Genomic DNA, 16,611 nt, shown 5'->3' with positions numbered 1-16,611 from the left:
TCATATTTTATTATTACGATAGTCCGTTATTCACTCATTTAAGAGTGTTAAATAGAGAAAGGAAGTGCCGATATTGAGTTTAGCACAATACTCAAAAGAGGAATTACAAGAGTTTTCCCTTATGGAAATGGCTTATGAATACTTGAAAAATAGTAAGCAGCCGATTGCCTTTAATGAACTAGTAGAAGAAATTAAAAAAGCATCAGGAATCTCAGATGAGGAAGTTCGTACCAGACTTGCTCAATTTTATACCGACATTAACGTGGATGGCCGTTTCCTTTCATTAGGAAGTAACCGCTGGGGACTTCGTGTCTGGTATCCAGTCGATACAGCTGAAGAAGAAGTGGTTGCAGTCGTGAAACCGAAGAAGAAGAAGGCGAAGAAGGTTGTCGATGAAGACGATCTCGAAGATTTCGATGAAGTTGATGAGATTGAAGATGACTTTGATGACTTTGACGATGAAGATGATCTTCTTGATGATGAAGAAGATCTTGATATCGATGAAGATGATGATCTTGATCTTGACGACGATGATGATGCCATTGAAGATGATCTTGACATTGAATTGGATGAAGAAGATGATCTTGACGAGGACCTTGAGGATGAAGAAGAAGAATTTGATGATGAGGAAGAAGTCGAAGAAGATTAATCCACTTGACTTTTTTTTCACGCCCTTGTATTATCTTTTTTGGGCTCCTTAAAAAGAGGACGATATATTATTTACTTATAATACGCTCCCTACCACAAGTAGGCGGGCGTTTTTTATTGTTCAAAAAACTCATGTTTTACTGAGTTTTTTCATTTTTTACGGGCGTAAGGAAAATATTTTTTTACAAAAACCCTTAAACAAACTGAATAATGTACAAACTGTATAAGAGGGGGAAATATTTATGACAAAATATATTTTTGTAACTGGTGGTGTGGTGTCATCACTAGGAAAAGGAATCACGGCAGCTTCATTAGGTCGTTTATTGAAAAATCGGGGCGTGAATGTAACCATTCAAAAATTCGACCCATACATTAACGTCGACCCGGGAACGATGAGTCCTTATCAGCACGGTGAAGTGTTCGTAACAGGAGATGGCGCTGAAACAGATTTGGACTTAGGCCACTATGAGCGTTTTATCGACATCAACTTAAACAAGTATTCAAACGTAACAACAGGAAAAATTTATTCAACGGTTTTACGTAAAGAGCGCCGCGGTGATTATTTAGGGGCAACGGTTCAGGTTATTCCGCATATCACCAATGAAATTAAGGAACGTTGCTTCCGTGCTGGGAAAGAAACAAATGCCGATGTCGTGATCACGGAAATCGGCGGAACGGTAGGGGACATTGAATCCCTCCCATTCCTAGAAGCGATTCGCCAAATCAAGAGCGATATCGGTTCGGAAAATGTGATGTACATTCACTGTACATTAATTCCGTATATCAAGGCAGCGGGCGAAATGAAAACAAAGCCGACTCAGCACAGCGTTAAAGAACTGCGCAGCCTTGGTATTCAGCCAAATATTATTGTTGTGCGTACGGAAATGCCGGTTTCACAGGACATGAAGGATAAAATTGCCTTGTTCTGTGACATTGACTCAAAAGCAGTTATTGAATGTATGGACGCAGACACACTGTATTCGATTCCACTTGCCCTTCAAGAGCAAAACATGGATCAAATCGTGTGTGACCATTTGAAATTATCGGCGAAAGAAGCGGATATGACCGAGTGGAAAGCACTCGTAGACCGCGTAACCCATCTTTCAAGCAAGACGCGCATTGGTCTTGTCGGAAAATATGTGGAACTTCAAGATGCCTATATTTCTGTGGTTGAAGCAATGAAACATGCAGGCTATGCGTTTGATGCCGATGTGGAAATCAAATGGATTAATTCAGAAGAAGTGACTCGTGAAAATGTAGCAGAACTTTTGGAAGATGTGGATGGAGTTCTTGTTCCAGGCGGTTTTGGTGATCGCGGGATTGAAGGGAAAATTGAAGCGACTCGTTATGCTCGTGAGCAGAAGAAGCCGTTTCTTGGTATTTGTTTAGGAATGCAGCTAGCAACGATTGAATTTGCCCGTAATGTCCTTGGCTTGGAAGGGGCGCATTCCGCTGAGTTTGTACCGGAAACAGCTTATCCAATTATTGATTTACTCCCTGAACAGAAAGATGTGGAGGATTTGGGCGGAACATTGCGTCTAGGTCTATATCCAGCTCGTATTGTTGAGGGTACGAAGGCGTTTGAAGCGTATGAGGATGAGGTTGTTTATGAGCGTCATCGTCACCGCTATGAATTTAACAATCATTTCCGTCAAGACATGGAAGCAGCAGGCTTTATTTTCTCAGGCACGAGCCCAGACGGACGCTTAGTGGAAATTGTTGAGTTGAAGGACCATCCGTGGTTCGTGGCATCACAGTTCCATCCGGAGTTTGTCTCAAGACCAAATCGTCCACAGCCATTGTTCCGTGACTTTATTAAAGCCTCTTTGCAAAAATAAGTTAGTATTCAGGACCAGTTTTCTGGTCCTATTTTTTTGGTGTCAGGCACTCGTGTTTTCCATATATTGTCTAATTGTATAAAACCACTCAAAATTTGTACAAAAGTTGGAAAACTTGTACAAAACCTTACGGAAATTGCACAAAGGGATCCTAAAATTGCACAAAAGCTTCTGAAAGTCGAACAATCCCAAGTTTACCCCCCGGGAAATATTAAAGGGCAATAAAAAAACGGGTCCTAAACCCGCTTTTACTCCTCATATTCTGCCAAAATCTCTTCAATGGTAAATTTCAGGCCGTAATAAACGAACAAAGCTGCCATCGAAGAAGGATATCCATACCGATTTCCCTCATCATCCGGGAGCAGTCCTTTGGTCAGCCGCAAATCAATTAGGAGATCGGCTAATTCCTGCAATTGTTCACCACCCGGAACAGCCGTCGCCACCGTGACAAATGGAATTCCTTTTTCGTGAAGCGGCTCGGCCACCTCAAGAGCTGCAGCATCACTTGAATATCGCGTGAACAGCAACACACGATCGGAATCCGTTAATTCCTCCATCTCCGCTAATATCTTCACGCCCTTAAACGGTTCCGCCCCATCTAAAGCCTCCAACTCGACCGCTTTCATTTCCTTTGTGGTAAAAATATATATAGACCCGTCCCCAACTGGTGCCTGGGCAAGCAAACGTGCTCCGTCCTCAAACGAATATTCTTCCTTTTCCTCAAGCCGTTTAAACAATCCTGTTAATTGAGTAGTAAACATTTTTAACATAAAAACCCTCCTTTTCACCCTTTTATTATAGGCATTTTTTCGATATTGCAAAAATAATAACAAAATCTAAGAAAATTTGCAGGAGATTATTTCCTAATAGAGAAATATAACAAGTGATAGATATATGGGATAATAAAAAATGCATCAAGTACACAAGGAAGAGGTGGAGTTATGAAAGAGAAAATTTTAATCGTTGATGATCAGTTTGGCATTAGAATTTTACTAAATGAAGTGTTTCAAAAAGAGGGGTATCAAACATATCAGGCAGCCAATGGCATTCAGGCCCTTGAAATTGTGACAAAACATGACCCCGACCTTGTCCTATTGGATATGAAAATCCCTGGAATGGATGGAATTGAAATTTTAAAACGAATGAAGGTAATCGACCCAGATATCCGCGTCATTATTATGACAGCTTATGGTGAACTTGATATGATTCAAGAAGCTAAGGATCTTGGTGCCATTACTCATTTTGCCAAGCCGTTTGATATCGATGATATTCGAGCAGCTGTCAGGAAACACATTCCCCAAAAAATGAATTAATCTTCGTTTTTTGGCCTGAAATATAAAGAAAGTGCTTACAGTAAAAATGGGCACGCTTTCATTATGACAGTTTACAAAACTGCGTTTAATTAATGGCATTTCGACCCCTGTTTTGATATGATACATATGAACTTTTTACTGGTTGTTTATCTTTTCAAGGTATACATAATCCGTAAAATTGAGGGAAAACCTTAATATGGAAGACCAAATTGAAAAGATATCTGCCTAATTTAAGGAGGAATAGAAATGCCATTAGTTTCCATGAAAGAAATGCTCATTAAAGCCAAAACTGAAGGCTATGCGGTTGGGCAATTTAACTTAAATAACTTAGAATTTACACAAGCGATTCTTCAAGCTGCTCAAGCTGAGAATTCACCTGTAATTCTTGGTGTTTCTGAAGGGGCAGCTCGTTATATGTCCGGCTTCAAAACAGTTGTAAAAATGGTTGAAGGCTTAATGGAAGATTTGAAAATTACCGTTCCTGTAGCAATTCACCTTGACCACGGTTCAAGCTTCGATAAGTGTAAAGAAGCAATTGATGCAGGTTTCACATCTGTAATGATTGATGCTTCCCACCACCCATTTGAAGAAAATATTGAAATTACTTCAAAAGTAGTTGATTATGCACATTCAAAAGGTGTATCAGTTGAAGCGGAATTAGGAACTGTTGGCGGTCAGGAAGACGACGTTGTTGCTGATGGCGTTATCTACGCGGACCCTAAAGAATGTGAAGAGTTAGTAAAACGCACAGGCATCGACTGTCTTGCACCTGCTTTAGGTTCTGTTCATGGTCCTTACAAAGGTGAACCAAACCTTGGTTTTGCTGAAATGGAAGAAATCGGAAACATTACTGGCCTTCCATTAGTCCTTCACGGCGGAACTGGTATCCCATTAAAAGATATCCAAAAATCTGTTTCTCTTGGAACAGCGAAAATCAACGTGAACACAGAAAACCAAATCGCATCTGCAAAAGCAGTACGTGAAACATTAGCGGCATTAACGGAAGAATATGATCCACGTAAATATTTAGGACCAGCTCGCGAAGCGATCAAAACAACAGTTATTGGCAAAATCCGCGAATTCGGTTCTTCAGGTAAAGCTTAATCGAACAATGGCAAATGTCTAACCACATTTCATATTTGTTCTGAAATATGATAAAATGTAAACCGTCCTCGTACTTTAGGACGGTTTCAGTCTGTTAAAAGAAATTTGAATATTTAGTCGGGAAAATGGAGGAGATTAACTATGAAATTCTTTATTGATACAGCAAATTTAGACGAGATCCGCGAAGCCCATGACCTTGGATTACTAGCAGGTGTAACTACTAATCCATCATTAGTTGCTAGAGAAAAAGGTGTTTCTTTTCATGACCGTTTAAGAGATATTACTGCACTTGTCCCTGGTTCAGTTAGTGCAGAAGTTATTGCACTTGATGCAGAAGGCATGATTAGAGAAGGCAGAGAGCTTGCAGCAATCGCTCCGAATATTACCGTAAAAGTTCCGATGACTCCAGATGGGTTAAAAGCAACTCATGCTTTTTCACAAGAAGGAATCAAAACAAACGTAACCCTCATTTTTAGTGCGAACCAGGCCTTACTTGCGGCAAGAGCTGGGGCAACCTATGTTTCTCCATTCTTAGGCAGATTAGATGATATCGGCCAAAACGGTTTAGACCTAATTTCAACTATTTCAGACATCTTCAACGTGCATGGCATTGAATCAGAAATCATTGCAGCATCCATTCGTAATCCAATTCACGTCACAGAAGCAGCGTTACGAGGCGCTCATATTGCAACCATTCCATACAAAGTATTAATGGGATTATTCCATCACCCATTAACAGATAAAGGCATTGAAGGCTTCTTAAAAGATTGGAATTCCCGTCAAGAAGCATAAATATTCCCATATCGTGTAAATTTTTTTAATTGCCATACATGAAAATAAAAATTTGGTGTAAACTAAAGGATAGACAAGTTGTCGGATTTTGACTTTAAATGATGGAAAAATATACCTAGAGCCTCATTTCGTAATAAGCGGATTGTACCGTTTGACTTATAGGGCTTAGAAGGGAGTCGAATATGGAAAAACTTAAAATTGCGGGTGGCTATCCGTTAAAGGGAACGGTTCGGATCAGCGGGGCGAAAAATAGTGCCGTTGCGTTAATTCCTGCAACCATTTTAGCGGAATCACCAGTGACAATTGAGGGATTGCCGGACATTTCAGACGTTGAAATCTTGAAGGACCTCCTTGAAGAAATCGGCGGTAACGTTCAGCTTTCTGATAACGAGATGACGGTTGACCCATCGACCATGATTTCCATGCCCCTGCCAAACGGGAAAGTAAAAAAGCTCCGTGCTTCTTATTACTTAATGGGTGCTATGCTCGGCCGTTTTAAAAAGGCGGTCATTGGCCTGCCTGGCGGATGCTATTTAGGTCCAAGACCGATTGATCAGCATATCAAAGGCTTCGAAGCACTCGGGGCTCAAATTACCAATGAACAAGGTGCGATTTATTTACGGGCGGACGAGCTTCGCGGTGCACGTATATACCTTGATGTGGTCAGTGTGGGTGCAACGATTAATATCATGCTGGCGGCAGTTCGCGCTAAAGGGCGGACAGTCATTGAAAATGCGGCGAAAGAGCCGGAAATCATTGATGTGGCGACATTGTTAACAAGTATGGGTGCAAAGATTAAAGGGGCTGGAACGGACGTTATTCGTATCGATGGTGTGGAAGCGCTTCACGGTTGCCGCCACACGATTATTCCAGACCGGATTGAAGCTGGCACGTATATGATTTTGGGTGCCGCGGTGGGTGAAGGCGTACTTATCGACAACGTCATCCCGCAGCATTTAGAATCATTGATTGCCAAATTACGTGAAATGGGTGTCCGAGTGGAATCTGGCGATGACCAAGTGTTTGTGGATGGATCGTCCAAGTTGAAGGCCGTCGATATCAAAACACTCGTCTATCCAGGATTTCCGACTGACCTTCAGCAGCCATTTACCACTCTTTTGACGAGAGCGACCGGCTCAAGTGTTGTAACAGACACGATTTACGGTGCCCGTTTCAAACATATTGATGAACTGCGTAGAATGAACGCCAACATTAAAGTCGAAGGTCGTTCCGCAATCATTAATGGTCCGGTGCAATTGCAGGGGGCGAAAGTGAAGGCGAGTGACCTCCGGGCAGGCGCCGCACTGTTCATTGCCGGCCTGATGGCGGAAGGAATTACTGAAGTAACCGGACTCGAGCACATTGACCGCGGTTACAGCGACCTTGTCGGAAAACTTAATGGCCTCGGCGCCACGGTTTGGCGGGAAGCGTTAACGAAGGAAGAAGTCGAACAAATGAAGAACAATTGATTTTATAGCCAAATAGATAAAGCTTAGGCGTTGACCATAAAAAGACAGCTAAAGAGACTTAAGGGAGATGGAGACGATGGAAAGAAGTTTAACGATGGAGCTTGTCCGTGTCACAGAAGCCGCTGCACTTGCTTCAGCCCGCTGGATGGGCCGTGGGAAAAAAGATGAGGCCGACGGTGCAGCTACCTCGGCGATGCGCGATGTTTTTGACACTGTGCCTATGAAGGGAACTGTGGTAATCGGTGAAGGGGAAATGGATGAAGCACCGATGCTTTATATTGGCGAAAAATTGGGGACAGGCTATGGTCCGCGTGTTGACGTTGCCGTAGACCCACTCGAGGGAACCAATATTTTAGCATCAGGCGGCTGGAATGCCTTAGCAGTTCTGGCGGTTGCCGATCACGGAAATCTTCTCCATGCTCCCGATATGTATATGGAAAAAATCGCAGTTGGCCCCGAAGCAGTCGGCCATGTCGATATCAATGCATCTGTTCTTGATAACTTGAAAGCCGTTGCCAAAGCAAAAAATAAAGATATTGAAGATGTTGTGGCGACTGTCTTAAATCGTCCGCGTCATGAGCATATCATTGCCCAGCTTCGTGAGGCTGGTGCTCGGATTAAATTGATTAATGATGGAGACGTCGCAGGTGCGATTAATACCGCCTTTGATAATACCGGCGTTGATATTCTCTTTGGTTCTGGCGGTGCCCCTGAAGGCGTTCTTTCAGCGGTGGCGTTAAAATGCCTTGGCGGCGAAATCATTGGCAAATTGCTGCCGCAAAGTGATGCGGAGCTAGAGCGCTGCATCAAAATGGGCCTCGATGTCAATCGTATCCTCCGGATGGAAGACCTGGTAAAAGGCGATGACGCTATTTTTGCTGCAACTGGGGTCACAGACGGAGAATTGCTGCGCGGTGTTCAATTCAAAGGCTCATACGGCTCAACACACTCAATCGTTATGCGTGCCAAATCAGGCACCGTCCGCTTCGTCGAAGGCCGTCACAGCTTAAAGAAAAAACCAAACCTAGTAATTAAATAAACGGTGCCGAAAGTAAGGGTGCCTGACACCAATTTAGTGTCAGGCACCCTTCATGGCATCGTCACTTAAAATTACAGGCTGTGTTAAAGGTTAATGTTGATTTTTGAACTCTTTGATTGAAGTGGAAGGCGCGAAGACTCCTGCGGGAGTACGGGGCAGGGGAGACCCCACAGGCGCTGAAAGCGCCGAGGAGGCTCCCCGCAACGCCCGCGGAAAGCGAAGTGCCTGGAACGGAAATACAAATTTTAAAACAGCTAAAACTCCTATTACATTCCATTAGGAATTTGGAATAACTCCTACAAGAAGAAATTTCCAATGAATCAAAATAAAAAAATAAGTTGATTAATTTTTTGCATAGAGGGTACAATAGTAATTGTTTTATTATGCATTATATCTGCAATTCTATTCATTTCATTTCTACTTCTATCATTATTCCTCAACTCTCTTAACAACATCTGATTGAAAAAAATAAAAGTGTGGTGCACAAATGGAATTAACAATTTCAAGTTTAGAAAATATGAAGCTGAAGGAACTTTATGAGCTGGCACGCGAATATAAAGTGACCTACTACAGCAAATTAACGAAAAAAGAATTAATTTTTGCTATCCTGAAATCCCGCGCAGAACAACAAGGATACTTTTTCATGGAAGGCGTCTTAGAAATTATCCAGTCAGAGGGATTTGGATTCTTACGACCAATCAATTACTCGCCAAGCTCAGAAGATATCTACATTTCTGCATCGCAAATCCGCCGCTTCGACCTTCGTAATGGGGATAAAGTTTCCGGTAAGGTACGACCTCCAAAAGAAAATGAGCGTTATTATGGACTATTGCACGTAGAAGCCGTAAATGGGGAAGACCCGGAATCGGCGAAGGAACGGGTATACTTCCCAGGCCTGACACCGCTTTATCCTAACCGCCAGATGAAATTGGAGACCACTCCAAAATATCTTTCGACAAGGATTATGGATGTCATTGCACCAGTTGGTTTTGGGCAGCGTGGGTTGATCGTTGCACCTCCTAAGGCCGGTAAAACGATGCTGTTAAAAGAAATCGCCAACAGTATTACCACGAACCATCCGGAAGTTGAATTAATTATGCTGTTGATTGATGAACGTCCAGAGGAAGTAACCGACATTGAGCGTTCGGTTGCAGGTGACGTTGTTAGTTCGACGTTTGATGAAGTGCCGGAAAACCATATTAAAGTGGCGGAACTTGTGCTCGACCGCGCAATGCGTTTAGTCGAACATAAGCGTGATGTGGTCATCCTGATGGATAGTATTACGCGTCTTGCTCGTGCCTATAACTTAGTGATTCCGCCAAGCGGCCGTACACTTTCCGGGGGGATTGACCCGGCAGCTTTCCACCGTCCAAAGCGTTTCTTTGGGGCCGCTCGTAATATCGAAGAGGGCGGCAGTTTAACGATTCTGGCGACAGCACTTGTCGATACCGGTTCACGGATGGATGACGTGATTTATGAGGAATTTAAAGGGACAGGTAATATGGAACTGCATCTCGATCGTTCACTTGCAGAGCGCCGTATTTTCCCTGCGCTTGATATCCGCCGTTCTGGTACTCGTAAGGAAGAGCTTCTTATTCCGAAGGATCATTTGGATAAATTATGGGCGATCCGAAAATCGATGTCCGATTCACCCGATTTTGCGGAGCGTTTCTTGAAAAAATTACGCCAGACAAAGTCGAATGAAGAGTTCTTTGCCCAATTAGGGGAAGAGCTGAAAACGAGACGCTCGTAGTCTGCTTGACGGAGTACTGGAAACAAGCCGGACCTGGTCTTAGTAAGGGACAAGTCTGGTAGAGAGGCTTCGATAGGTTCCTTTTCAAAAAAAAGAACCAACAAATCCCAACTTGCAAAAATAGGTTGCCCTTGTTATAATGGGTGCAGTGTGTTTTTAGTATTTCAGTGCTTGTTTTTGGACAGGTGCTTTATATAACTCTGTTTCGAAAGATTCAGGGCGGAAGGAGATGAAAAGAATGAAAGCAGGAATTCATCCAAATTATAAAACAGTAACGGTGTCATGTGCATGTGGTAATACATTTGAAACTGGTTCTGTTAAAAAAGAAATTCGTGTTGAGACTTGTTCAGAATGTCATCCATTCTACACTGGTCGTCAAAAATTCGCTGAAGCTGGCGGACGTGTTGACCGTTTCAACAAGAAATATGGCATCAAAACTCAACAGCAACAATAATTGTAAAACAGTACAGGCAAGAAGCAACTTACTTGCCTGTTTTTTATTTAATAAATTCACTTTTTGATATAGATTTTATGGATTTGCTAGGAAGGAGACGCCGTTTTATGTATTTAATGAAGCAGAGCGGTTGGGTTGAGGTTATCTGTGGCAGTATGTTTTCTGGAAAATCGGAGGAATTGATCCGACGTGTAAGACGGGCTCAGTTCGCTAAACAAAAGATTGCTGTGTTTAAGCCGAAAATTGATAATCGCTATCACGATCAACAGGTTGTGTCCCATAATGGTTCTTCTTTTCATGCGAAGCCGATTGCTCATTCGATGGAGATTCTCCACCATGTGGAAGCCGATATCGATATTATTGCGATTGATGAGGTTCAGTTTTTTGATGAAGGAATTGTGCGGATTGTGCAGCAGTTGGCTGACAGCGGCCATCGTGTGGTTTGTGCGGGTCTGGATATGGATTTCCGCGGCGAGCCGTTTGGTCAGATGCCAGCGTTAATGGCGATTGCTGAATCGGTGACAAAGTTGCAGGCGGTTTGTTCGGTATGTGGTTCACCATCAAGCCGGACGCAGCGCTTGATTGATGGTCATCCAGCATCTTACCATGACCCAATCATCTTAGTGGGCGCCTCGGAAGCGTACGAGCCTCGCTGCCGCCATCATCACGAAGTCCCAAGGACGGCGTCGTACCGGACAAGCATCGAGCAGGAAGCAACAAATTAATATAAGGGTGTCGTCAGTTTACATAATTAGTGCCTGACACCGAAAATGATTTTAACACTATGATTAACTACAACTGTCTGAGAAGGAGATTCTCGGGCAGTTTTTTTGTTTGGTTAGGGTTGGCTTTGTGGTTTTGGCGTGGATTTTTGGGTGTAAGCGAAATAATTGGACGGTTTGGCGAAAAAGCCTTGGAGTTTGGCGAAATATCAGGTGAGTTCGGCGAAATCCGGGTGGAGTTTAGCGAAATCCAGCACAGTTTTGGCGAAATCTCATTCTGAGTGGCTAGATTTTGCTTCTTGGAAAGAATTCTCTCGCTCTGTTCCGGCAGACTCCGGGCATGATAGTAATGGGAGGTGTAAGATGCAGAAATTTATGTTGTTTCTCTCATTATGTATGATGTTATTAATCAGCGGCTGTAATGGGAATCAAGGTGGAAATCATGGGAATGAAGAGGCCTATGATCTTAAGAATGACCGTTCGGCACCGAATTATATGTCGAACCGTGATGGCAATACGCCTGCAAATATGTCCAATCGCGGTGAAAATAAGCAGCGGATGGTTGAAGATGATATTACCAACCAAAATCCTAATTTCCTTAACCTGAATCGGACGGGGAGCGGTTCTGAAACGGGCGGCGGAAAAGACACAGGCGAAGATATCAACAAGGCAAAACAAGTGATTGCTGATTCAAATGAATTTACGGTTGATTCGGTCTGGATCAATGGTGACCGGATGTGGGTATCTGTTTATAAAAAAGGAATGCAGTCTGAACAAGAAAAAGTTAAGGCAGAAGCCCGGCTTCACCGGAAACTAATTCAGGCTTTGCCGCGCTATAAAATTGAGGTGCGCGTAAAAGAGGATCGCAGGTAACATGCTCTGAATTTCAGGGCATGTTTTTTTTATTTTTATGACGCACTGTCACTTTTTTATTGACGTATGACAAGGTGTCATATATAATTGGTTTATGACAAGATGTCACATGCAGATTGGAGAAAAATAATGCCAAAACAAACGTATTTTCACTTACCGAAAGATAAACAGGACAAATTAATTGAAGCTGCTAAAGGGGAATTCTCCAGAGTCCCATTACATGAAGCATCTATTGCAAATATCATCAAAAGTGCGGGAATTCCAAGGGGGAGCTTTTACCAATATTTTGACGATAAAGAGGATATTTATTATTTCTTGTTAAATCAACTTGCGCAAAAAAATAATGAACGATTTATTGGTCTTCTTAAAGAAAAGAATGGGGATTTATTTGAGACATTTATTGAGTCATTTCAATATTTGATAACGTTCCATAGAAATCAAGAACACCAAAACTTTTTTAAACATGCTTTTTTAAATATGAATTATAAAGTAGAGAATACATTCGCTAACCATGTTTACGAGCAAAATCAAAAAACGCAGTTCTTAAATATGATCAGCCTCATTGATAGAGAAAATTTAAACATCAAAAGTGACCAAGAATTGCACCATATTTTAAAAATTATGGGGGCTGTAACCTTTCAGAATTTGATCCAAATGATTGTAAAGGATTGGACGGATGAGGAAGCGCTTATGAATTATAGAGTGCAAATCGACTTGCTAAAAAGAGGATTTTATAAAGAAAATTCAAAATAAAGGATAAGGAGATATGATAAATGGATTCAACATTACAACAAAGAAAACCGCCATATTTAATGATTGCATCTTATTTATAGGGGCAATGGTTTCTTTTCTTAATAACTCGCTTTTAAATGTTGCACTGCCATCAATCATGGTGGATTTAGGAATTAAAGATTATTCAACGGTTCAGTGGTTATCGACAGGCTATATGCTAGTCAGTGGGATATTAATTCCCGCATCAGCCTTTTTATTAACACGTTTTTCAAATCGTCGCTTATTTATTACATCGATGGCGATTTTCACCTTAGGGACTGCCGTTGCAGCCTTTGCTCCAAACTTTGGATTGTTACTCACAGGGCGAATGATTCAAGCAGCCGGTTCTTCGGTCATGGGACCTTTATTAATGAATATTATGTTAGTAAGTTTTCCACGTGAACAGCGTGGGACGGCAATGGGTATTTTTGGATTAGTTATGATTACAGCCCCAGCAATTGGCCCTACATTATCAGGTTACATTGTAGAGTACTATGACTGGCGCGTCCTTTTCGAAATGATTTTACCGTTAGCTGTAATTAGTTTATTATTAGCTGTTTGGAAACTTGAAAATGTAATGGAACAAAACAAAAGTGCAAAACTTGATTATTTTTCTGTTGTATTATCTAGTATTGGATTTGGTGGATTGCTATACGGCTTTAGTTCGGCGAGTTCAGATGGATGGACAGATACAATCGTCTTAACAACATTAATCGTGGGTGGTATCGCGCTCGTTGCCTTCATTGTTCGTCAATTAAAAATGAAAGAGCCATTATTAGATTTGCGTGTATACAAGTACCCAATGTTTGCGCTTGGATCGGTTATTGCGATTGTGAACGCAGTTGCTATGTTTTCTGGTATGATTTTAACGCCAGCTTATGTTCAAAATGTACGGGGGATTTCACCACTTGATTCAGGTTTAATGATGCTGCCTGGTGCGATTGTGATGGGAATTATGATGCCAATTACGGGTAAATTATTTGATAAATTTGGTCCACGTATTCTAGCGGTAGTCGGACTTGTGGTTACAGCGATTTCAACTTACATGCTAGCAAACTTACAAATCGATTCTAGTTACACCTATATTGTTCTTGTTTACACATTAAGGATGTTTGGTATGTCAATGGTGATGATGCCAATCATGACAAATGGGCTAAATCAATTACCAACTCGCCTAAATCCACACGGTACAGCTATTAACAATACAGCGCAGCAAGTGTCTGGTTCGATTGGTACAGCTATTCTTATTACGATCATGAATTCAGTGACAAAAACAGAAGCTACAAGCCTAATGGCTGGGGTTGATCCAACAACTTTGACAGAAGCTTCTACTGCTCTATTAACCAAGCAAGCTTTATTAGCAGGTATTCAATATTCATTTTATGTCGCACTTGCCATTAATATTGTCGCACTTGTATTAGCCTTATTCGTTAAACGTGTGGATACAAGTGAAGAAGTGGTTAGACAGTTAGAGCAGCAAGGGAACAAACAAATGAAGCCTGCAGCCATTCAATAAATATTGATCTTTTAGGCTGGCTTATCGTGATGACGGTAAGCCAGCCTTTTGTGTTTTAATTGAAAAATCAGTTGTGAAAAAATATCCCCCCTAGAATTTGGTTTTGACGGTTGTTTTCACCTATACTATAATTAGAATGTTATGGACAAAAAATTGAGGTGAATAGACTGTGTTTGATCGTCTTCAATCGGTGGAAGATCGCTATGATAAGTTGAATGAACTTTTGAGCGATCCAGAAATCATTAATGATTCAAAAAAACTACGTGATTATTCAAAAGAACAATCTGATATACAAGAAACAGTACAAACATATCGTGAATATAAAGAGGCGCGTGCGCAGCTTCAGGATGCGAAAGCGATGCTGGATGAAAAGCTGGATGCCGAGATGCGTGAAATGGTCAAGGAAGAAGTTAACGAGCTCGAAGCGCAGATCGTGGAATTAGAAGCAAAGATGAAAATCTTGTTGATTCCGAAAGATCCAAACGATGACAAGAACGTTATCTTTGAAATTCGCGGTGCAGCGGGCGGAGACGAGGCCGCTTTGTTTGCAGGGAATTTATATCGCATGTACAGCCGTTTTGCGGAAGCGCAAGGCTGGAAAATTGATGTTCTTGATGCAAGCCCGACTGGTCTTGGCGGCTACAAGGAAATCAGCTTTATGATTAATGGTCAGGGTGCTTATTCGAAATTGAAGTTTGAAAACGGCGCACACCGTGTGCAGCGTGTTCCAGAGACGGAATCAAGCGGCCGGATTCATACGTCAACGGCGACAGTGGTTTGTTTGCCGGAAGCAGAAGAAGTAGACGTGGAAATCAACGATAAAGATATTCGTTTTGATGCGTTCGCATCGAGCGGTGCCGGCGGACAGTCCGTTAATACGACGATGTCAGCGGTTCGTTTAACGCATATTCCAACAGGGATTGTCGTTTCAATTCAGGATGAGAAATCACAGCATAAGAACAAAGATAAAGCGATGAAGGTATTACGTGCCCGCATTTATGATAAGTACCAGCAGGAAGCGCAGGCGGAGTATGATTCTGTCCGTAAATCGGCAGTTGGTACGGGGGACCGTTCGGAGCGGATTCGTACCTACAACTTCCCGCAAAACCGGGTGACGGACCACCGCATTGGCTTAACGATTCAAAAGCTTGATCAAATTTTGGAAGGTAAGCTCGATGATATCATCGATGCGCTGATTATGGATGATCAAGCGCGCAGGCTGGAAGATTCCTCAAATGAGTAAAAAAGTATTCGAAGCTCTTCAATGGGCTTCTTCTTTTTTAGGTCCAGCCAATCGTGATGCCAATGCGGGTGAGCTTTTGCTGCGCCATTTTACGGAGATGAGCCGGGCGCAGTTGTTTGCGAATATGCGCGATGAGTTAGCGCCAGGTGTGTGGGAGGCCTTTGAAAAAGCGGTTTTTGACCATGTGGAAGGTGTGCCAGTCCAGTATATCATCGGGACGGAGGAGTTTTATGGACGGCCGTTTCTTGTCAATGAAGAGGTGCTTATTCCGAGACCGGAAACGGAAGAACTTGTATACGGTGCCCTCCAACGGATCAAGCGGCTGTTTGGCGGCACGAAACAAGTCATCAAACTAGCAGATATCGGAACCGGCAGTGGCGCCATCGCCATCACCATGAAAATGGAAGAAGCGGAACTTAGGATGGTGTCAGGCACCAATAGTACTGCGCAGCCAGTGTTAATGGTGTCAGGCACCGATATTGCCGAAGCGTCTTTGGCTGTGGCGCGGGAGAATGCGGTGCGGCTTGGGGCTGAGGTGGAGTTTTTGCAGGGGGATTTGCTGGGGCCGTTTTTGGAGAGTGGGGCTCGTTTTGATGTGATTCTCTCGAATCCGCCTTATATTCCGCTCGGGGATATCACGACGATGTCGGAGGTTGTGACGGAGCATGAGCCGCACCGGGCCTTGTTTGCGGGGACGGACGGCTTGGATTTTTACCGCCGCTTTATGGTCGAGCTGCCGCAGGTGCTAGAGCCGCGCGCGCTGGTTGGTTTCGAGATTGGGGCCGGTCAGGGTGAAGCGGTAGCGGAGCTTTTGCGAAAGGCTTTTGCAGGCTCTATAGTGGAGATTGTGAATGATATAAATGGCAGGGACCGGATGGTGTTTGCTGAAATCGGCTTCGGAGATTAGTTTCCGAGGTCTTTTTTTATTGTATAGGAAATTAAAAATTAATTAATTGTGGATAAATTTGATTCGTTCTCTGAATCCAGCTCAAGCGCCCAGCGGCTAAGTGTACTTCGCTCTCCGCCCTACGATAAGTCAACATTTAATCGCAGTCGCTCTTCGTGTTTCCTTTATC

General features: G+C 42.7%; 16 protein-coding genes and 1 pseudogene. 16 read left to right on the top strand and 1 reads right to left on the bottom strand.

Features of this window, described 5'->3' with window-relative positions:
- Positions 1 to 73: 73 nt before the first annotated feature.
- Positions 74 to 649 carry a DNA-directed RNA polymerase subunit delta gene (gene rpoE / locus FS608_RS13830; RefSeq protein ID WP_144551698.1) on the top strand — a complete coding sequence of 192 codons (576 nt, stop codon included), beginning with the start codon at positions 74 to 76 and terminating at the stop codon, positions 647 to 649.
- A gap of 241 nt (positions 650 to 890) precedes the next feature.
- On the top strand, positions 891 to 2,486 hold the full coding sequence (locus FS608_RS13825) for a CTP synthase (protein ID WP_144551695.1): 1,596 nt from the start codon (positions 891 to 893) through the stop codon (positions 2,484 to 2,486).
- A gap of 248 nt (positions 2,487 to 2,734) precedes the next feature.
- Here the strand turns inward: FS608_RS13825 and FS608_RS13820 are convergent, their stop codons facing one another.
- Complete coding sequence (locus tag FS608_RS13820; protein ID WP_144551692.1) at positions 2,735 to 3,256, bottom strand: DUF2529 domain-containing protein; 522 nt, start codon at positions 3,254 to 3,256, stop codon at positions 2,735 to 2,737.
- Positions 3,257 to 3,427: 171 nt separating this feature from the next.
- Between FS608_RS13820 and FS608_RS13815 the strand changes: the two genes are divergently transcribed.
- From FS608_RS13815 to prmC, 14 genes and pseudogenes are all read left to right on the top strand, one after another.
- Positions 3,428 to 3,799, top strand: coding sequence for a response regulator (locus tag FS608_RS13815; RefSeq protein ID WP_026568193.1), 372 nt, complete (start codon positions 3,428 to 3,430; stop codon positions 3,797 to 3,799).
- 246 nt (positions 3,800 to 4,045) lie between these two features.
- Positions 4,046 to 4,903, top strand: a complete 858-nt coding sequence (locus FS608_RS13810; RefSeq protein ID WP_144551688.1) for a class II fructose-bisphosphate aldolase — start codon at positions 4,046 to 4,048, stop codon at positions 4,901 to 4,903.
- Between the two features lie 141 nt (positions 4,904 to 5,044).
- Positions 5,045 to 5,695 carry a fructose-6-phosphate aldolase gene (gene fsa, locus FS608_RS13805; RefSeq protein ID WP_144551685.1) on the top strand — a complete coding sequence of 217 codons (651 nt, stop codon included), beginning with the start codon at positions 5,045 to 5,047 and terminating at the stop codon, positions 5,693 to 5,695.
- A gap of 182 nt (positions 5,696 to 5,877) precedes the next feature.
- Positions 5,878 to 7,164 (top strand): UDP-N-acetylglucosamine 1-carboxyvinyltransferase, encoded by a 1,287-nt coding sequence (locus FS608_RS13800; RefSeq protein ID WP_026568196.1) that lies wholly within the window; start codon positions 5,878 to 5,880, stop codon positions 7,162 to 7,164.
- A 76-nt stretch (positions 7,165 to 7,240) separates the two neighbouring features.
- Positions 7,241 to 8,203 carry a class II fructose-bisphosphatase gene (gene glpX / locus FS608_RS13795; protein ID WP_144551682.1) on the top strand — a complete coding sequence of 321 codons (963 nt, stop codon included), beginning with the start codon at positions 7,241 to 7,243 and terminating at the stop codon, positions 8,201 to 8,203.
- Between the two features lie 103 nt (positions 8,204 to 8,306).
- Positions 8,307 to 8,483, top strand: coding sequence for a hypothetical protein (locus FS608_RS30795; protein WP_222127348.1), 177 nt, complete (start codon positions 8,307 to 8,309; stop codon positions 8,481 to 8,483).
- A gap of 207 nt (positions 8,484 to 8,690) precedes the next feature.
- A complete protein-coding gene (rho, locus tag FS608_RS13785; protein ID WP_026568198.1) occupies positions 8,691 to 9,956 on the top strand; it encodes a transcription termination factor Rho in 1,266 nt (421 codons plus the stop codon).
- A 238-nt stretch (positions 9,957 to 10,194) separates the two neighbouring features.
- Positions 10,195 to 10,410, top strand: coding sequence for a 50S ribosomal protein L31 (rpmE, locus tag FS608_RS13780; RefSeq protein ID WP_144551679.1), 216 nt, complete (start codon positions 10,195 to 10,197; stop codon positions 10,408 to 10,410).
- A gap of 107 nt (positions 10,411 to 10,517) precedes the next feature.
- Positions 10,518 to 11,135, top strand: coding sequence for a thymidine kinase (locus tag FS608_RS13775; RefSeq protein WP_144552148.1), 618 nt, complete (start codon positions 10,518 to 10,520; stop codon positions 11,133 to 11,135).
- A 360-nt stretch (positions 11,136 to 11,495) separates the two neighbouring features.
- A complete protein-coding gene (locus FS608_RS13770; RefSeq protein ID WP_144551676.1) occupies positions 11,496 to 12,005 on the top strand; it encodes a hypothetical protein in 510 nt (169 codons plus the stop codon).
- A 129-nt stretch (positions 12,006 to 12,134) separates the two neighbouring features.
- A complete protein-coding gene (locus FS608_RS13765) occupies positions 12,135 to 12,758 on the top strand; it encodes a TetR/AcrR family transcriptional regulator (RefSeq protein WP_144551673.1) in 624 nt (207 codons plus the stop codon).
- Positions 12,759 to 12,778: 20 nt separating this feature from the next.
- Positions 12,779 to 14,292: pseudogene (locus tag FS608_RS13760) on the top strand (DHA2 family efflux MFS transporter permease subunit).
- A gap of 169 nt (positions 14,293 to 14,461) precedes the next feature.
- The gene (gene prfA, locus FS608_RS13755) at positions 14,462 to 15,535 is read left to right on the top strand and encodes a peptide chain release factor 1 (protein WP_144551670.1); all 1,074 of its coding nucleotides are present in this window, start codon (positions 14,462 to 14,464) and stop codon (positions 15,533 to 15,535) included.
- The gene (gene prmC / locus FS608_RS13750; protein ID WP_395947777.1) at positions 15,495 to 16,442 is read left to right on the top strand and encodes a peptide chain release factor N(5)-glutamine methyltransferase; all 948 of its coding nucleotides are present in this window, start codon (positions 15,495 to 15,497) and stop codon (positions 16,440 to 16,442) included. The genes prfA and prmC overlap by 41 nt, the downstream gene beginning before the upstream one ends.
- Positions 16,443 to 16,611: the final 169 nt, after the last annotated feature.

This window comes from Bacillus sp. X1(2014), assembly GCF_007678255.1.
The sequence above is the reverse complement of the archived record's forward strand: the minus strand, read 5'-3'. Positions and strand labels throughout refer to the sequence as shown.